Genomic DNA, 16,370 nt, shown 5'->3' with positions numbered 1-16,370 from the left:
ACTACGGGACATAGCGTGGATCAGGAAGTGCCCCGGCACGAGAAAATCCGGTTCAGGCGCGATGAGATTACCGATCTCGGCGCCATGCCGTCGGCTGCGGGCCAGGAACTGCCGCGTCCACGTATCTCCGTGCGGCGGCGTGCCGGCCATTGCGCGCTTGCCGCGGTGGCTGTCCTTGGCTCGCTTGTGCTTCTGGCAATTATCGCCATCGAAGCGCTCGGCTACTCCGGTTTCGGCCAGGACAGGCTACGTGCAGAGGCTGAACATGCCATCGAGGGCCTTGCCGGCGTCGATGTTGACGTCTCGATGGGGCAGGCGCGGCTGACGCTCGATGGCCTCAGGCTGATCGCGGTCGAGGTTCCCGACGTCAGGCTCACCCGCGCGGATGGCTCGCCCATGGCCGAAGCCGGCCTGATGCGCTTCGGCATCCGGCTCGTGCCGTTGCTCACCGGCAATGTCCGCCTCGGCAATGCCAGCATTTCCGATGCAAGGATCGTCGTCGATGCGATGCCGGCCGGCGGCGGTTCGGACTGGAGTTCCGTGCTGCGCAACGAGCAGGGCCTCGTCGATCCGCAGAAGCTGCTGGACGAGACGTTCCGGGGCATTCGCCGCGGCTTTGACGCGGTCCAGTTCGATGCGATGCGCGAAATCGCGCTCGGCAATGTCGATTTCGTCCTGCCTTCCGGCGGTGAGGTCAAGGTCGTGCGCGTCATCGACGCTTCGCTCGCCAAGACCCGCTCTGGCGAGCTGCGTATCGCTGCCAATTTCGACGTCGATGGCCGCGATGTCGAATTGGCCGCCGCGGCCCGGCGCGACAGCGCCGCCAATCGGGTCGCAGCGCTCGATGCGACCGTGTCGATGACCGACCCCTTCGCCGGCAAGGCCGACATTCCGGCAGCCAAGGCAAGCCGCATCGGCTCTGCCGAACTGACGATCACCGGACAGGAGGGCATCGGCGGCGACGGTTCCGAACTGATCGCCACAGGTTCGATCGGCAAATCCACATTGGATCTGCACGAACGCGGCCAGCTTGTCGGCGACGTCACCGTCGACCTTCGCCTTGCCGGCGGCGAAAACAAGCTCGACATCCGCAAGCTGCTGGTCTCGACCGGCCGTTCGACATTCGATTTCACCGGCGGCTTCGGCCCGCGCCCGGCGACCGGCAATGCTTCCGACAATCCAGCCTATCGCTTCGAGCTGATCAGCCGCGACTCGCGCCTGGCGCCTGATGAATCGCCCGAGCCGGCGCTCAGTTTCCTGGCGCGGATCGCCGGCACCTACGACGTGGTCACCAACACGCTCGCTGCCGAGCAGATCGGCCTGAAATCAGGACCGGGCGGCGAGGCGCTCGGCAAGGCGTCGGTGCAGTTCGTCGACGGCAAGGCGCCCGGCATCTTTGTCGCCTTCACCATCCATGACATGTCGGTCGCGCATGTGAAGCAGCTGTGGCCGTGGTTTTCGGCCCGCAATGCCCGGCTCTGGGTGCTGCACAATCTCTATGGCGGCCGTGTCGTCGACGGCAACGTGCAGTTCGACGTCAGGCCCGACCGTCTCGGCAACGGCGTGCCGCTCAACGCCCAGGAAGTGTTCGGTCGTTTCGAGATCGACGGCTCGCGCTTCGACGTCGCCGGCCGCATTCCGCCCATTCGCGATGCCAGGGGCATCGTCGAATTCCACGGCAACGACGTCGACGTGTCCTTGTCCCAGGGCACCGTCTTCATGCCCAGCGGCCGCACCGTCGCCGCCAGCAACGGCACGCTGAAGGTTGTCAAGGCCAATGTCATGCCGGTCATCGGCTCGCTCGATATCGATGTCGATGGCAGCGCCGATGCAATCGCCGAACTGGCTTCCTATGAGCCGATCAATGCCATGCGCCACGTCGGCATCCTGCCGGAGGAGCTGACGGGCGACGTCACCGGCAACGTCAAGGCCGACATTCCGCTGACCAGCGGCATCGACACCGACAAGCTCGATTGGAAGGTGGCGCTCGATTATGACGGCCTGGCTGTGGCCAAGGAGTTCGACGGCCAGAAGCTGTCCGACGCCGACGGCAACATCACCGTCACACCAGACAAGGCCGTCATCGTTGCCAAGGGCAAGCTCAATGGTGTTCCGGCGGAACTCGACCTTGTCGAGCCGCTGCGCGACAATGGCATCGATAAGCAACGCAATGTCCAGTTCGTGCTCGACGACAAGGCACGCAACGCGCTTGTTCCCGGCCTGTCCGACATGCTCTCGGGAACCATCAAGGTCGATGTCGAACAGCCCGAACCCGGCAAGCGCCACATCGTGGCCGACCTGACCGCGGCCAGGCTCGATCTGCCATGGGTCGGCTGGAGCAAGGGGCCGGGCATATCAGCCGAGGTGTCGTTCACCATGACGTCGGATGGCGACAGGTCGACGCTGTCCGACTTCAACCTCGACGGAAAGACATTCACCATCACGGGCGACGTCGCGCTCGCCAATGGCAGCCTGTCTTCGGCGCGCTTCAACAAGGTGCAGCTCAACCGCGGCGACGACGTCGCGGTCAACATCAAGCGCTCGGGCAAGGGTTTTGCGGTCCAGGTCAAGGGCAACTCGCTCGATGCGCGCGCGCTGATCAAGCAGTTCATGTCCGACGTCGACAGTGCTACGAAATCAGCCGGTTCAAACTCCATTTCGGTCACTGCCAATGTCGACACTCTGGTCGGCTTCAGCGGCGAGAAGCTTTCGGGCGTTACGCTCGAGTATTCGGGCTCCGGCTCAAAGGTCGGCGGGCTCAAGGTCGACGCGACAGCCAGTTCCGGTGGCCAGATCACCGTCAGCAACGTGCTTCAGGGCGGTGGCCGCCGCCTCGACGTGCGATCCGCTGACGCCGGCGCCATCCTGCGCTTCCTTGACGTCTATGCCCGCATGCAGGGCGGATCGCTGGCGCTCGCGCTGGAATCCTCAGGCGACGGGCCACTCAAGGGCCAGGTCGATGTGCGCGAATTCGTGGTCGTCGATGAACCGAGGCTGGCCTCGATCGTCGCCAGCAAGCCGGCCGGCGACAATCGCAGCCTTAACCAGGCGATGCGCAAGGACATCGACGTCTCCAAGGTGAGGTTCGAACGCGGTTTCGCCCAGATCGACAAGCGCTCGAAGTACCTGGCATTGGACAAAGGCGTCTTGCGCGGGCCGCTGATCGGCACGACGTTCCAGGGCACGCTCTACGACCAGCAGGGCCAGATGAACATGACCGGCACCTTCATGCCGGCCTATGGCCTCAACCGCATCTTTGGCGAGCTGCCGCTTGTCGGCGTCATTTTGGGCAACGGACGCGACGGCGGCCTGATTGGCGTTACCTACAAACTCTCGGGCGATGCCAATGCGCCCAAGCTGCACGTCAATCCGCTGTCCGCGATCGCGCCCGGTATCTTCCGGTCGATCTTCGAATACTGAGCGCTAGGGGACGCCCGATATGAAAATGGCCGGCAATGCCGGCCATTTTGTTATCCGAGTGCAGCGTTCCCGTCAGGCCGGGCGCACCAGAATGTGCTTCTTCTTGCCGAGCGACAGCTTGACCACGCCTTCCGGCGTCAGGTCGGCGGTCGTCACCGCGCGACGCTCGTCGCTGACCGACTGGTCGTTGATGCGCACAGCACCGCCCTGGACGTGACGGCGTGCTTCGCCGTTCGAAGCGGCCAACCCGGCGCGAACGACCAGCGACAGCAGCCCGATGCCGGCCTTGAGCTCGTCGCCTGGCACCTCGACCGTCGGCAGCGTATCGGCGAGCGCGCCTTCCTCGAAGGTCTTGCGCGCCGTCTCGGCCGACTGTTCGGCTGCCGCGCGGCCGTGCAGCATCGCGGTCACCTCGGTCGCCAGCACCTTCTTGGCGTCGTTGATCTCCGAGCCGCCAAGGGCTGCCAGGCGCGCGATCTCGTCGAGCGGCATCGCCGTGTAGAGCTTCAGGAAGCGCTCGACATCGGCGTCCTCGGTGTTGCGCCAGTACTGCCAGAAATCATAAGGCGACAGCATGTCGGCATTGAGCCAGACGGCTCCGTTCATCGACTTGCCCATCTTGGCGCCGGAAGAGGTGGTCAAAAGCGGCGAGGTCAGCGCGTAGAGCTGCGGCGTACCGAGGCGGTGGCCCAAGTCGATGCCGTTGACGATGTTGCCCCACTGGTCGGAGCCGCCCATCTGCAGGCGCAGGCCGTAGCGCTTGTTGAGCTCGACGAAGTCGTAAGCCTGCAGGATCATGTAGTTGAATTCGAGGAACGACAGCGACTGCTCGCGGTCGAGGCGCTGCTTGACGGAATCGAAGCTCAGCATGCGGTTGACCGAGAAATGCTGGCCGACGTCGCGCAGGAATTCGAGATAGTTGAGCGGCAACAGCCACTCGGCGTTGTTGACCATCAGCGCATCGCGCGGACCGTCGCCGAAGGTCAGGTAGTTCGAAAACACCTGCTTGATGCCGTCGATGTTGGACTGGATCATCTCGGGCGTCATCAGCTTGCGCGCCTCGTCCTTGAAGGACGGGTCGCCGACCATGCCGGTGCCACCGCCCATCAGCGGCACGGGGCGATGGCCGGTCTTCTGCATCCAGTACAGCATCATGATCTGGATCAGGCCGCCGGCATGCAGGCTCGACGCCGTCGGATCGAAGCCGATATAGGCCGACACGGTTTCCTTGCGGAACAGATCGTCGAGGCCGGCGTCATCCGAGGTCTGATGGATGAAGCCGCGCTCGGAAAGGGTGCGCAGGAAATCGGACTTGAAGGCGGACATGGTTTCTCTCTCGGCGGACGATTGGCATGGCAGATCGTGCATGTGATCGGCGACGCGAGCGCTTTAGCATCTGAAGCGCAGGAATCACAAGGATTGCCAACCGACAGGAGCGTCCCTTGTGGTGCCGGAAACGAATGAGGGAGCGGATGGACGGCAACATGACAGATGAAACGGTTCTCGAAACACCACGGCTGTTGCTCCGGACCTGGCGCGACACGGACCTGGACGATCTCGTCTGGCTGCATTCGCACGTGCAGGCGTCGCGCTATCTGTCGATCACCGGCCAGCCCTGGACACGCGACGCGGCTGCCGGCCGCATGACGGGCTGGGCCGAGGAATACCGGCTGCACGGCATCACCAAACTCAAGCTGCAGCGGCGCGAGGACGCGCGCTTCGTCGGTCGCGCCGGTTTCTCCATGTTCGCCGCCACCGGCCAGTTCGAACTCGGTTATGCCATTGCCCCGCAATTCTGGGGCAATGGATACGCCACCGAGATAGCCGCAGCCCTGGCCAACTTCTTCTTCGACCGAAAGATAGGCGATCACTTCATCGCCTTTGCCCATGTCGACAACGCGGCGTCGCTGAACGTGCTGGAAAAGATCGGGATGCGCTTCCAGCACACCGGACCGATGAACGGGCATGAGGCCCACGTCTACACCATGAGCAGCACCGACCGGCGGAAGCGCTAGGCGGTCCTGCCGCCAGCGTCAGGGGACTTCATCAAAGTTTCACCGAGGCGTCACCTGCCCGACATGGCTCGGACCTAGCTGGAGGGCGTTCCTTCAACCAATCGGGGTCCAACATGCGACGCTCTCTCTATCTGGCTGCGGCTGTTCTCGCGCTCACCACCGCCTCCGCCTTCGCGGATGAGACGGAATTCAAGGCAACGCTTGCCGGTCACGCCATCCTGCCGGCGAACACGATCATTGCTTCACCCGAAAACGCGCCGGAGCACCTGCGCAGCTCGGGCAAGTTCACCACGCCCGACCGCAAGCGCGCCGAAGGCCTCGGCACTGTGCCGGGCAAGGACGGCGTGCGTCCGACCGGCTTGTCGCTGCCTTTCGACGGCCAGCCCGTCCAGGGCTTCTCCGGCATCAAGGCCGTCGGCGACGGCACGTTCTGGTCGCTGTCGGACAACGGCTTCGGCAACAAGCTGAACTCCACCGACGCTGCCCTGATGCTGCACCACATCTCGTTCGATTGGGACAAGGGCACGATGAACCGCATCAAGACCCTGTTCCTGACCGATCCCGACCGCAAGGCGCCGTTCCCGATCGTGCTCGAAGGCTCCGACACCCGCTTCCTCACCGGTGGTGATTTCGACGTCGAATCGATCCAGCCGGTCGCTGATGGCTTCTGGGTCGGCGAGGAGTTCGGCCCGTATCTGCTGAAGTTCGATCTCGACGGCAAGCTGACCGACGTCATCGACACCGTTGCCGAAGGCGAGCCCGTCCGTTCGCCCGACCATCCGACGCTGACCCTGCCGGGCAATCCGGTCGCCAAGAATCCGGTCTTCAACCTCAAGCGTTCGGGTGGTTATGAGGGCCTTGCCATGTCCAAGGACGGCTCCAGGCTTTTCGGCATGCTCGAAGGGCCGCGCTACATGGCCGACGGCGAAGTCGAGAAGGTCGACGGCAAGACGGCGCTGCGCGTCATCGAGTTCGATGCCGTCAAGAAGGAATGGACCGGCCGTAGCTGGCTCTACCCGCTGGCCGACGGCGGCGAGGCGATCGGCGATTTCAACATGATCAGCGCCACCGAAGCGCTCGTCATTGAGCGCGACAACGGCGCCGGCACCGCCGACAAGGCCTGCGCAGACGCCAACGCCCCTAAGCCCGACTGCTTCGCCCGCGCGGCCAAGGTCAAGCGCATCTACAAGATCGAGATGACTGACGACAATGTCGGCAAGGCCGTGCGCAAGGTCGGCTACATCGACCTCATGAAGATTGCCGACCCCGACAACAAGAAGCGTCAGGGCGGCGGCGAGGGCTTCTATGATATGCCCTTCGTCACCATCGAGAATGTCGATCTCGTCGACGAGAGCCACATCGTCGTCGGCAACGACAACAACCTGCCGTTCTCGGCCGGCCGCTCGCTCGACAAGGCTGACGACAACGAATTCGTCCTGCTTGAAGTCGGCGACTTCCTGAAGGCCAAGTAAGGCGCAACATCCGGGCCGCCTTGGCGGCCCGGATTCATTTTATGGGATTCCGACGCCAAGTGGCTTTCGGTACAACAGGAATCCGTCGTCCGGCTTCTCGGCCTGACGGACAAAGCCGCAGCTTTCGACGCAGGCGATGGAGGCGAGAGTGTCGTTTTCGATTTGGCCGTCGATATGGGTGTAACGGCCGCTGACATGCGCGACCAAGGCCGCCAGCACACGTTTGCCAAGCCCTTGGCCGCGTTGCCTGGGGTCGAGCACGATCAGCAGGCTGATGCCGCCGTCATCCTGCTCGTCATATTGCAAACACGGCAAGCGGAGTGTCGCTCGCACCATGCGTGGCCACGACAAGATGGGCCGGACTTGCCGGATCCGTGACATAGGCGAACCAGTCCGTGCCGGGGAAGTCGACGCGCCGTGCCACCTCGGCATCGTCGAACCACGCCGCATGAGCTGCTAGCTCGTCGCTGCGAAACGGCCGGAAGCTGATCCCGTTCATGCCTCAGGACGCCTGCGCCAGGTGCAGCAGAGGAAATGGCTTTCCCTAGCCGTCGCGTTCGGAGCGGCCGACCTGCCTGAAGCCGCATTTCAGATAGAAGGCGACGCCACCCGGGTTCTGCTCGTTCACGTCGACCGCAAGCGGCCCCTTCAGCCGGCCGACATGCTCGATCAGCGCCTTGCCGATGCCTTTGCCATGCTGGCTGGTGCTGACGAACAGCATTTCGACCTTTGGGCCGTCCAGGCCGATGAAGCCGACCGGCTTGCCATCGCTGTCCTCCGCCACCAGCACCTCGACGGCGAGCAGATAGTCGTCGCGAACGAGCGGACGGAAGAACTGAATGTCGTCTTCGCCGAGGAAGTGATGTGTGGCACGCACGGCATCCTCCCAGATGGCGACGAGCACGGCATTGTCGGCCGCGACGCGGGGACGGATGTTCATGAGAGGCTCCAGGTCGAAAGGGCTATTCGCCCGCGAGCCCGCCATACTGGCGGACCAGTTGCGCCATGCCGCCGGCCGGCTTCTGCTCGGCCTCTATGCCTTCAGCGACGCCGATGCGGTCGCCGACGGGCCGGTTCTGGCTGACCTTCCATTTGCCGTCGATGGCGGTGATGTCGATTTCGAGCCCGATGATGCCCTTCAGTTGGGCTGCGATGTAGGCATCAGGCGCGTCGGAGACCTGCCAGGGCTCGGTCCGCCCGGCTTCCTGGCTGGCGGTGAGCGCGGCGATCTGCCCGGCAAGCCAGTCCTTGTCGTCGATGACACGCGCCATGCCGCGCACCTGCACGGTCGCATAGTTCCAGGTCGGAACGACCTTGCCGGTTTCGCGCTTGGTTTCGTACCAGGATGGCGTGACGTAAGCGTCCTCGCCCTGGAACACCACCAGCACCGGCATGTCAGGCGTTTCAGCCAGCAACTGCCATTGCGGGTTGGCGCGGGCGAGATGCGCTCGCAGCCGTCCATTCGGGCCGATGTCGGCGTCGAGCAGAAATGGCAGCGGATTTGCCACCGGGCCTTCCGATCCGTTGCAGATCAGAAGGCCGAGCGGATGGTTGCGGATCAGCGCATGCAAAACGTCCAGCCTGGTCTCGCGAAACAGCGGCGGCTGGTACATGCGCGGAACTCCTCTTAGCGCAGGCGCTTCGGACGCGGGTCCGAAAGCTCGCCGGCGAGACGGCGGTCGAGATACTCGGCGCACTCGTCGATCACCAGTTCCGGGTCGTTGCCGAAGAAGTGGTTGGCGCCGGGGAGTGTCTTCTGGGTGATGGTGATGCCCTTCTGCGTGTGCAGCTTGTCGACCAGGCCCTGCACGTCCTTCGGCGGCGCCACCTTGTCGGCGTCGCCATGGATGATCAGGCCCGACGACGGGCAGGGTGCCAGGAACGAGAAATCATAGGTGTTGGGCTGCGGCGCCACCGAGATGAAACCTTCGATCTCCGGGCGGCGCATCAGAAGCTGCATGCCGATCCAGGCGCCGAAGGAATAGCCGGCGACCCAGCAGCTCTTCGAGTCAGGATGCAGCGACTGCACCCAATCGAGTGCGGCAGCCGCATCCGACAGTTCGCCGGTGCCGTGGTCGAATTCGCCCTGGCTGCGGCCGATGCCGCGGAAGTTGAAGCGCAGCGTGGTGAAATCGCGCTTCTGGAACATGTAGAAGAGGTCGTACACGATCTTGTTGTTCATCGTGCCGCCAAACTGCGGGTGCGGATGCAGTATGATGGCAATCGGCGCGTTCTTTTCCTTGGACGGCTGATAACGACCTTCCAGGCGACCCGCCGGACCGGTAAAAATGACCTCTGGCATAAACTACTCCACTTGACGCAAGGCCGATGAAACAATCCTGTGCCCAGCCTTGACGCGAGGGACGCGTCTTCTTAGAAGCTAGTTTAGAACTGTTCAAAACTGGGTGGCGAAACCGCCCATTTGGCAAAGCGGGTAGATAGGACGGCTGGCCTTGGAATTTCAAGGAAATTGCGCGTCCTCCCATCCGAACATGATTTGACAGGGCAAAAACCAGGAAAATGGCCGGACCGCGCGCCTATCTCGACTACAATGCCAGTGCGCCGCTGTTGCCCGCAGCGCGTGCGGCCGTGGTCGCGGCGCTCGAAGTCGGGGCCAACCCGTCGTCGGTTCACAGCGAGGGCAGGGGCGCCCGCAAGATCATCGAGGACGCCAGGCGCGATGTCGCCGCCCTCGTTGGCGCCAGGCCTGAACATGTCGTCTTTACCTCCGGTGCCACCGAAGCCGCGACAACGCTTTTGTCGCCCGACTGGCGCATGGGGCGCGGCGCAGTGCGCATGTCGCGTCTCCATGTCACCGAGGCCGATCATCCTTGCGTGCTGAATGGCGGCCGTTTCCCGGTGGAGCGGGTCACGCGACTTGGCGTGGATGGCGACGGCATCGTCGACCTCGTTGGCCTGGAAGCCGCACTCGCCGCCCACGACAAGTCGGAAGGCCTGCCGCTGGTGGCGATCCACGCCGCCAACAACGAGACCGGCGTCATTCAGCCCATCCGCGCCATTGCTGAACTGGTGAAGGTGGCTGGCGGGGTGCTGGTGCTCGATGCTGTCCAGGCTGCGGGCCGCATTCCTCTCGATATGTCAGAGGGTTATGCCGACTATCTGATTCTTTCTTCGCACAAGATCGGCGGCCCCAAGGGTGCCGGCGCGATCGTCGCCCAAGCCGACCTGATGATGCCGGCACCTCTGGTGACGGGCGGCGGTCAGGAAAAGGGCCATCGTGGCGGCACCGAGAACCTGCCGGCGATATCTGGATTTGGCGCTGCCGCGCGCGCCGCTCTGGACGGGCTGGCCGGGATCGGCGAGGTCCGGGCCATGCGTGATCGCCTCGAAGAGACGGTTCTGCGGCTTGTTTCCGATGCGGAAATCTTCGGAAAGGCAGTCGAACGGCTTGCCAACACGACATTCTTCGCTATTCCGGGCATCAAGGCTGAGACGGCACAGATCGCCTTCGATCTCGCTGGCGTCGCACTCTCGGCAGGTTCCGCGTGCTCGTCGGGCAAGGTCGGCCCCAGCCATGTGCTGAAGGCGATGGGCTTTGCCGACAATCTGGGTGCGCTGCGCGTGTCGATTGGCCGGCAGACGTCCGAGGCGGACGTGGAGAAATTCGAAACGGCCCTGGCGGCGCTTCTTTCGCGCCGCACGGACCGTACCAAGGCCGCCTGATCGGCGGAAATTTGGCCCAACGGCCAGTGAACGGGTGTGTCAGGGACGCCGAAGGCATCCTTCCGGGTGAATTCCCGGCAAAAACACACTATATGGAACTTACGCCGCTCCAGCGGTGCCATAGTTTGAAAACTGTCGGGCCTTGACCCCGGCGTGGATGGAGAACGCTTATGCCTGCTGTGCAGGAAACGATCGAGCAGGTCCGCAAGATCGACGTCGACCAATACAAATACGGCTTCGAATCGTTCATCGAGATGGACAAGGCCCCCAAGGGCCTGAGCGAAGACATTGTCCGCTTCATCTCGGCCAAGAAGGGCGAACCGGAATGGATGCTCGAATGGCGCCTCGGTGCCTATCGCCGCTGGTTGACGCTTGAAGAGCCGAACTGGGCGCGCGTCGACTATCCCAAGATCGACTTCCAGGACATCTACTTCTATGCCGCTCCCAAGAGCACGCCCGGACCGACCTCGCTGGACGAAGTCGATCCCGAGATTCTGAAGGTCTACGAAAAGCTCGGCATTCCGCTCCGCGAGCAGGAAATCCTGGCCGGCGTTCAGAAGCAAGCGGCCCCGGTCGACGAACTGGCGGATGAAGAGGCTGGCGACAACGTCTACAAATCGGGCCGCGTCGCCGTCGACGCCGTGTTCGATTCGGTTTCCGTCGTCACCACCTTCAAGGACGAGCTGGCCAAGGCCGGCGTCATCTTCTGCTCGATCTCGGAAGCCATCCGCGAGCACCCGGAACTGGTGAAGAAGTATCTCGGTTCGGTCGTTCCGACCTCCGACAACTATTATGCGACGCTGAATTCGGCCGTCTTCACCGACGGATCGTTTGTGTTCGTGCCCAAGGGCGTGCGTTGCCCGATGGAGCTGTCGACCTATTTTCGCATCAACGAGAAGAACACCGGCCAGTTCGAGCGCACGCTGATCATTGCCGAGGAAGGGGCTTATGTCTCCTATCTCGAGGGCTGCACCGCACCCCAGCGCGACGAGAACCAGCTTCACGCCGCCGTGGTCGAACTGGTTGCGCTCGACGATGCCGAGATCAAATATTCGACCGTGCAGAACTGGTACCCGGGCGACGCCCAGGGCAAGGGCGGCATCTACAACTTCGTCACCAAGCGCGGCGACTGCCGTGGCGACCGTTCGAAGATCTCGTGGACCCAGGTCGAAACCGGTTCGGCCATCACCTGGAAGTACCCGTCCTGCATCCTGCGCGGCGATGACTCCCGCGGCGAGTTCTATTCGATCGCGGTGTCGAACGGCTACCAGCAGGTCGACAGCGGCACCAAGATGATTCATCTCGGCAAGAACACGTCGAGCCGCATCATCTCCAAGGGCATTGCCGCCGGCTTCTCGCAGAATACCTATCGCGGCCAGGTTTCGGCCCACCGCAAGGCGACCAACGCGCGCAACTTCACCCAGTGCGACAGCTTGCTGATCGGCAATCAGTGCGGCGCGCATACCGTGCCCTATATCGAGGCGAAGAACTCGTCGGCGCAGTTCGAGCACGAAGCGACCACCTCGAAGATTTCTGACGATCAGAAGTTCTACGTCATGCAGCGCGGCATTCCCGAGGAGGAGGCCATCGCGCTGATCGTCAACGGCTTCGTCAAGGAAGTCATCCAGGAACTGCCGATGGAATTCGCCGTCGAGGCGCAGAAGCTCATCGGCATCAGCCTGGAAGGAAGCGTCGGCTGATGGATCCGGTGTCGACGGTCTTCTACGCAGTTGTTTGCGGCGGGCTCGCCGCAATGGCACCGTCGTTCCAGTCGCGCGCCGCGCGGCTGGTCGTAGGCACCGTCACCGGCATCATCGCTGCAACTCTCTTGCCGTTGCTGCGGCGCGCATTCGGAATCTGACCGGCGCGCCGGCAACGGCTTTGACAGGAATTGCGCCGCCCGCCCGGCGCCTGAAGTGAAGAAAGCTGAACGAAATGCTTGAGATCAAGAACCTGCATGCCCGTATCGCCGACAGCGGCATCGAGATCATCCGCGGCCTAAACCTGACGGTGAAGGCAGGCGAAGTCGCAGCCATCATGGGCCCCAACGGCTCGGGCAAGTCGACACTGTCCTACATCCTCGCCGGCCGCGACGACTATGAGGTGACCGAGGGCGAGATCCTCTACAACGGCGAGTCGATCCTCGATATGGACCCGGCCGAGCGCGCCGCCAAGGGCATCTTCTTGGCCTTCCAGTATCCGATGGAGATACCGGGCGTTGCCACGATGGAGTTCCTCAAGGTGGCGATGAACTCGCAGCGCAAGGCGCGTGGCGAAGAGCCGCTGAAGATCCCGGACTTTCTCAAGCGCGTGAAGGAAGCCGCTGCCTCGCTCGACATGGACATCAACATGCTCAAGCGTCCGGTCAATGTCGGCTTCTCCGGCGGTGAGAAGAAGCGCGCCGAGATCCTGCAGATGAAGTTGCTCGAGCCGCAGCTCTGCGTGCTCGACGAGACCGACTCCGGGCTCGACATCGATGCGCTGAAGATCGTCTCCGACGGCGTCAACGCACTGCGTTCGCCCGACCGCGCGGTGGTCGTCATCACCCACTACCAGCGCCTGCTCGACCACATCGTTCCCGATACCGTCCATGTGCTCTACAAGGGCCAGGTCATCAAGTCGGGCGACAAGTCGCTGGCGCTCGAACTCGAAGAGAACGGCTACGCCGGGATCATCGAAGAGGCGGCTTGAGGTGTCGACCATGAACATGCGTGCTGAAATCCAGCGCACCCCCGCGGAGGCGGCGCTTGTCGACGCCTTCGGCGAGCGGCTGTCGCTGCTTCCCGGCGATGGCGCCATTATGGTCAAGCGCGACGACGCCATCGAGCAGGTCAAGGCCGGCCTGCCGACGCGCCGCGTCGAATCCTGGCACTACACCGATCTGCGCCGCCTTCTGGCTACCGTTCCCGCCTTCGACGCCAGCGTCAAGGCCAAGTCGGTCGCCCCGCTGATCGAAGGTTCGACCGTGCTGTCGCTTGCCAATGGCGTGTCGCAGGCGGTGTCGAGCATCGAGGGCGTTACCCTCGAGCGTCTTGCCGACAAGCTCACCGACGGCAGCTATGCCGCAGCGCTCGTCACCTACGGTACCGATGACGCCATCGGCGCCATCAACACCGCCTTTGTCGCTGACGGCTATTTCGTCGACATCGAAGCAGGCGTCCAGCTGGACAAGCCTGTCGAACTGCAGAACCTCCAGGCCGGCGGCCAGAGCCATGTGCGTCTACCGGTGCGTGTCGGTGCCGGCGCCAAGGCGACCATCGTCGAGCGCCAGACGGGCGAGGGCGCTGGCCTCGTCAGTTCCGTCAGCCAGCTTCTGGTCGGCGACGATGCCGAGGTGCTGTGGCTGATCGTCCAGGACCAGCCGGAGACGGCGACCCATCTCGCCCAGTTCAAGGCCGAACTCGGCAAGAACGCCAAGCTGACCCTGTTCGTGATGAATGCCGGCGGCAAGCTCGTCCGCCAGGAGGTCATCGTCAAGGCGTCAGGTGAAGGCGCCGACTTCAAGCTGCGCGGCGTCAACCTGCTCGCCGGCGACAGCCATGTCGACGTCACCATGGTGCTCGACCACGCCGTGCCGCACACCTCCTCGACCGAAGTGGTGCGCAATGTCGTCACCGGCCGCGCCAAGGGCGTGTTCCAGGGCCGTATCAACGTGCACCAGATCGCCCAGAAGACCGACGCCCGCATGGCCTGCAACACGCTGTTGCTGTCCGACGACGGCGAGTTTTCGACCAAGCCGGAGCTGGAGATCTTCGCCGACGACGTCGCCTGCGGTCATGGCGCCACCGTCACCGAGATCGACCACAACCATCTGTTCTACCTGATGGCGCGCGGCATCGACGAGAAGTCGGCCCGGGGCCTGCTGATCCGCGCCTTCCTGGCCGAGGTCATCGAGGAACTCGAGGACGAAAGCGTCGTCGATCCGCTGGAAGAGCTGCTGAGCAACTGGTTTGCGACGCATGGCTGAGGCCTGATCCTTCTCCCCTTGCCAGGGGAGAAGGTCCGGCACAGCTGATGACGGCAAGGGCATGAAGATGGACAACAAAGTCGAAGCCAGCACCTATGACGTAGAGGCGATCCGCCGGGACTTCCCGATCCTGTCGCGCGAAGTCTATGGCAAGCCGCTCGTCTATCTCGACAATGGTGCTTCGGCCCAGAAGCCGCAGGTCGTCATCGACGCCATCACCCACGCCTATTCCAACGAATACGCCAACGTCCATCGCGGCCTGCATTTCCTCTCCAATGCCGCGACCGATGCCTATGAGAAGGCGCGCGAGAGCGTGCGCCGCTTCCTCAACGCGCCTGATGTCAATCAGATCGTCTTCACCTCCAACGCCACCTCGGCGATCAACACCGTTGCCTATGGCTACGGCATGCCCAATATCGGTGAGGGCGACGAGATCGTTCTGTCGATCATGGAGCACCACTCCAACATCGTGCCCTGGCATTTCATCAGGGAACGCCAGGGCGCCAAGCTGGTTTGGGTGCCGGTCGACGACCTCGGCGCGTTCCATGTCGAGGAATTCGAGAAGCGCCTGACCGACCGGACCAAGCTGGTTGCGATCACCCATATGTCGAACGCGCTCGGCACGGTGACGCCGATCAAGGAGATCTGCCGCATCGCGCATGCGCGCGGCATCCCGGTTCTGGTCGACGGCAGCCAGAGTGCCGTCCACATGCCGATCGACGTGCAGGATCTCGACTGCGACTTCTTCGTCATGACTGGCCACAAGCTCTACGGCCCCTCTGGCATTGGCGTGCTCTACGGCAAGCGCGAGCTGCTCGAGCGCATGCGCCCGTTCCATGGCGGCGGCGAAATGATCGTCGAAGTGACCGAGGACATAGTTACCTACAACGAGCCGCCGCATCGCTTCGAGGCCGGCACGCCGCCGATCGTCCAGGCGATCGGCCTCGGTGCCGCGCTCGACTACATCGACGGCATCGGCCGCGAGCGCATCGCAGCACACGAGGCGATGCTGCGCGATTACGCCCATGAGCGGCTGCGCTCGATCAACTCGCTGCGCATCTTCGGCGACGCGCCCGGCAAGGGCGCCATCGTTTCCTTCGAGCTGCAGGGCATCCACGCCCATGACGTGTCGATGGTCATCGACCGCCAGGGTGTCGCCGTGCGCGCCGGCACCCACTGCGCCCAGCCGCTGTTGAAACGCTTCGGCGTCACCTCCACATGCAGGGCATCCTTTGGCATGTACAACACCAAGGCCGAGATCGACGTCCTGGCCGAGGCGCTTGAAAAAGCACGGAAATTCTTCGGATGAGCACCATGGAAGACGTTATCGCAGCGACCACCGACGAGACAGCGCCCGAAACGGGCGGCAACGGCGTCATGTCGGCCTCGGCCATCCCGGCCGACGAGCTGGCGCGCCTGACCGACGACATCGTCTCGGCGCTGAAGACGGTCTATGACCCCGAAATTCCTGCCGACATCTACGAACTCGGCCTCGTCTACAAGATCGACATCGAGGACGACCGCACCGTCAAGATCGACATGACGCTGACCGCCCCGGGCTGCCCGGTGGCAGGCGAGATGCCCGGCTGGGTGCAGAATGCCGTCGGCGCCGTCGAAGGCGTGTCGGGCGTCGAGGTCAACATGACCTTCGACCCGCCATGGACGCCCGACCGCATGTCGGAAGAAGCCCAGGTCGCGGTTGGGTGGTATTGAGCATAGGCGGTGGTGCTTGCGTCGACATGCAATCTTCACCATCTTAGCGCTGTAATGAAACATTCCCCGGGCCTTTAACCCGGCGGTGAATGGAGACTG

Annotated in this window: 16 protein-coding genes; 10 read left to right on the top strand and 6 right to left on the bottom strand. The window is 63.4% G+C overall.

Going from position 1 to position 16,370, the window contains the following annotated elements:
* Positions 1-15 precede the first annotated feature (15 nt).
* Positions 16-3,420: a DUF3971 domain-containing protein gene (locus IG197_RS03145; protein ID WP_192316882.1), complete on the top strand. Its 3,405-nt coding sequence runs from the start codon at positions 16-18 to the stop codon at positions 3,418-3,420.
* 72 nt (positions 3,421-3,492) lie between these two features.
* Here the strand turns inward: IG197_RS03145 and tyrS are convergent, their stop codons facing one another.
* Entirely contained in the window at positions 3,493-4,746 is a 1,254-nt protein-coding gene (tyrS, locus tag IG197_RS03140; protein WP_192316881.1) for a tyrosine--tRNA ligase, read from the bottom strand.
* Between the two features lie 158 nt (positions 4,747-4,904).
* Here tyrS and IG197_RS03135 point away from each other — a divergent pair, with 158 nt between their 5' ends.
* Together IG197_RS03135 and IG197_RS03130 are read left to right on the top strand one after the other, a co-directional pair.
* Positions 4,905-5,435 carry a GNAT family N-acetyltransferase gene (locus tag IG197_RS03135; RefSeq protein WP_192316879.1) on the top strand — a complete coding sequence of 177 codons (531 nt, stop codon included), beginning with the start codon at positions 4,905-4,907 and terminating at the stop codon, positions 5,433-5,435.
* Positions 5,436-5,548: 113 nt separating this feature from the next.
* Entirely contained in the window at positions 5,549-6,907 is a 1,359-nt protein-coding gene (locus IG197_RS03130; RefSeq protein ID WP_192316877.1) for an esterase-like activity of phytase family protein, read from the top strand.
* A 39-nt stretch (positions 6,908-6,946) separates the two neighbouring features.
* Here the strand turns inward: IG197_RS03130 and IG197_RS03125 are convergent, their stop codons facing one another.
* The 5 genes from IG197_RS03125 to IG197_RS03105 are packed head-to-tail and all read right to left on the bottom strand — an operon-like array spanning position 6,947 to position 9,209.
* Positions 6,947-7,222, bottom strand: coding sequence for a GNAT family N-acetyltransferase (locus tag IG197_RS03125; RefSeq protein WP_192316875.1), 276 nt, complete (start codon positions 7,220-7,222; stop codon positions 6,947-6,949).
* On the bottom strand, positions 7,203-7,406 hold the full coding sequence (locus tag IG197_RS03120; protein WP_192316874.1) for a hypothetical protein: 204 nt from the start codon (positions 7,404-7,406) through the stop codon (positions 7,203-7,205). The genes IG197_RS03125 and IG197_RS03120 overlap by 20 nt, the downstream gene beginning before the upstream one ends.
* A gap of 45 nt (positions 7,407-7,451) precedes the next feature.
* Entirely contained in the window at positions 7,452-7,847 is a 396-nt protein-coding gene (locus tag IG197_RS03115) for a GNAT family N-acetyltransferase (RefSeq protein WP_192316872.1), read from the bottom strand.
* 22 nt (positions 7,848-7,869) lie between these two features.
* Positions 7,870-8,520 (bottom strand): FMN-binding negative transcriptional regulator, encoded by a 651-nt coding sequence (locus IG197_RS03110; protein ID WP_067962699.1) that lies wholly within the window; start codon positions 8,518-8,520, stop codon positions 7,870-7,872.
* A gap of 14 nt (positions 8,521-8,534) precedes the next feature.
* On the bottom strand, positions 8,535-9,209 hold the full coding sequence (locus IG197_RS03105) for an alpha/beta hydrolase (protein WP_067962698.1): 675 nt from the start codon (positions 9,207-9,209) through the stop codon (positions 8,535-8,537).
* A gap of 218 nt (positions 9,210-9,427) precedes the next feature.
* Between IG197_RS03105 and IG197_RS03100 the strand changes: the two genes are divergently transcribed.
* The 7 genes from IG197_RS03100 (at position 9,428) to IG197_RS03070 (ending at position 16,271) form a co-directional block, all read left to right on the top strand.
* On the top strand, positions 9,428-10,591 hold the full coding sequence (locus IG197_RS03100) for a cysteine desulfurase family protein (RefSeq protein WP_192316870.1): 1,164 nt from the start codon (positions 9,428-9,430) through the stop codon (positions 10,589-10,591).
* 170 nt (positions 10,592-10,761) lie between these two features.
* Entirely contained in the window at positions 10,762-12,291 is a 1,530-nt protein-coding gene (gene sufB / locus IG197_RS03095; RefSeq protein WP_067962692.1) for a Fe-S cluster assembly protein SufB, read from the top strand.
* On the top strand, positions 12,291-12,452 hold the full coding sequence (locus IG197_RS03090) for a hypothetical protein (protein ID WP_154385534.1): 162 nt from the start codon (positions 12,291-12,293) through the stop codon (positions 12,450-12,452). The genes sufB and IG197_RS03090 overlap by 1 nt, the downstream gene beginning before the upstream one ends.
* 74 nt (positions 12,453-12,526) lie before the next feature.
* A complete protein-coding gene (gene sufC / locus IG197_RS03085; protein WP_192316868.1) occupies positions 12,527-13,282 on the top strand; it encodes a Fe-S cluster assembly ATPase SufC in 756 nt (251 codons plus the stop codon).
* A gap of 10 nt (positions 13,283-13,292) precedes the next feature.
* Positions 13,293-14,558, top strand: coding sequence for a Fe-S cluster assembly protein SufD (gene sufD / locus IG197_RS03080; RefSeq protein WP_192316866.1), 1,266 nt, complete (start codon positions 13,293-13,295; stop codon positions 14,556-14,558).
* 67 nt (positions 14,559-14,625) lie between these two features.
* On the top strand, positions 14,626-15,867 hold the full coding sequence (locus IG197_RS03075) for a cysteine desulfurase (RefSeq protein ID WP_192316864.1): 1,242 nt from the start codon (positions 14,626-14,628) through the stop codon (positions 15,865-15,867).
* A gap of 5 nt (positions 15,868-15,872) precedes the next feature.
* Entirely contained in the window at positions 15,873-16,271 is a 399-nt protein-coding gene (locus IG197_RS03070) for an SUF system Fe-S cluster assembly protein (RefSeq protein ID WP_192319547.1), read from the top strand.
* Positions 16,272-16,370 lie beyond the last annotated feature (99 nt).

The organism is Aminobacter sp. SR38 (assembly GCF_014843375.1).
GTDB classification, from domain to species: Bacteria; Pseudomonadota; Alphaproteobacteria; order Rhizobiales; family Rhizobiaceae; genus Aminobacter; species Aminobacter ciceronei.
This window is presented reverse-complemented; position numbering and strand designations above follow the sequence as displayed.

Excerpts from the sequence above, each read along its gene's own strand:
- IG197_RS03110 (WP_067962699.1), bottom strand. The coding sequence starts at position 8,520 with ATGTACCAGCCGCCGCTGTTTCGCGAGACCAGGCTGGACGTTTTGCAT.
- IG197_RS03105 (WP_067962698.1), bottom strand. The coding sequence starts at position 9,209 with ATGCCAGAGGTCATTTTTACCGGTCCGGCGGGTCGCCTGGAAGGTCGT.
- sufD (WP_192316866.1), top strand. The coding sequence starts at position 13,293 with ATGAACATGCGTGCTGAAATCCAGCGCACCCCCGCGGAGGCGGCGCTT.
- IG197_RS03090 (WP_154385534.1), top strand. The coding sequence starts at position 12,291 with ATGGATCCGGTGTCGACGGTCTTCTACGCAGTTGTTTGCGGCGGGCTC.
- IG197_RS03135 (WP_192316879.1), top strand. The coding sequence starts at position 4,905 with ATGACAGATGAAACGGTTCTCGAAACACCACGGCTGTTGCTCCGGACC.
- IG197_RS03070 (WP_192319547.1), top strand. The coding sequence starts at position 15,873 with ATGGAAGACGTTATCGCAGCGACCACCGACGAGACAGCGCCCGAAACG.
- IG197_RS03130 (WP_192316877.1), top strand. The coding sequence starts at position 5,549 with ATGCGACGCTCTCTCTATCTGGCTGCGGCTGTTCTCGCGCTCACCACC.
- IG197_RS03120 (WP_192316874.1), bottom strand. The coding sequence starts at position 7,406 with ATGAACGGGATCAGCTTCCGGCCGTTTCGCAGCGACGAGCTAGCAGCT.
- tyrS (WP_192316881.1), bottom strand. The coding sequence starts at position 4,746 with ATGTCCGCCTTCAAGTCCGATTTCCTGCGCACCCTTTCCGAGCGCGGC.
- sufC (WP_192316868.1), top strand. The coding sequence starts at position 12,527 with ATGCTTGAGATCAAGAACCTGCATGCCCGTATCGCCGACAGCGGCATC.
- sufB (WP_067962692.1), top strand. The coding sequence starts at position 10,762 with ATGCCTGCTGTGCAGGAAACGATCGAGCAGGTCCGCAAGATCGACGTC.
- IG197_RS03100 (WP_192316870.1), top strand. The coding sequence starts at position 9,428 with ATGGCCGGACCGCGCGCCTATCTCGACTACAATGCCAGTGCGCCGCTG.
- IG197_RS03075 (WP_192316864.1), top strand. The coding sequence starts at position 14,626 with ATGGACAACAAAGTCGAAGCCAGCACCTATGACGTAGAGGCGATCCGC.
- IG197_RS03115 (WP_192316872.1), bottom strand. The coding sequence starts at position 7,847 with ATGAACATCCGTCCCCGCGTCGCGGCCGACAATGCCGTGCTCGTCGCC.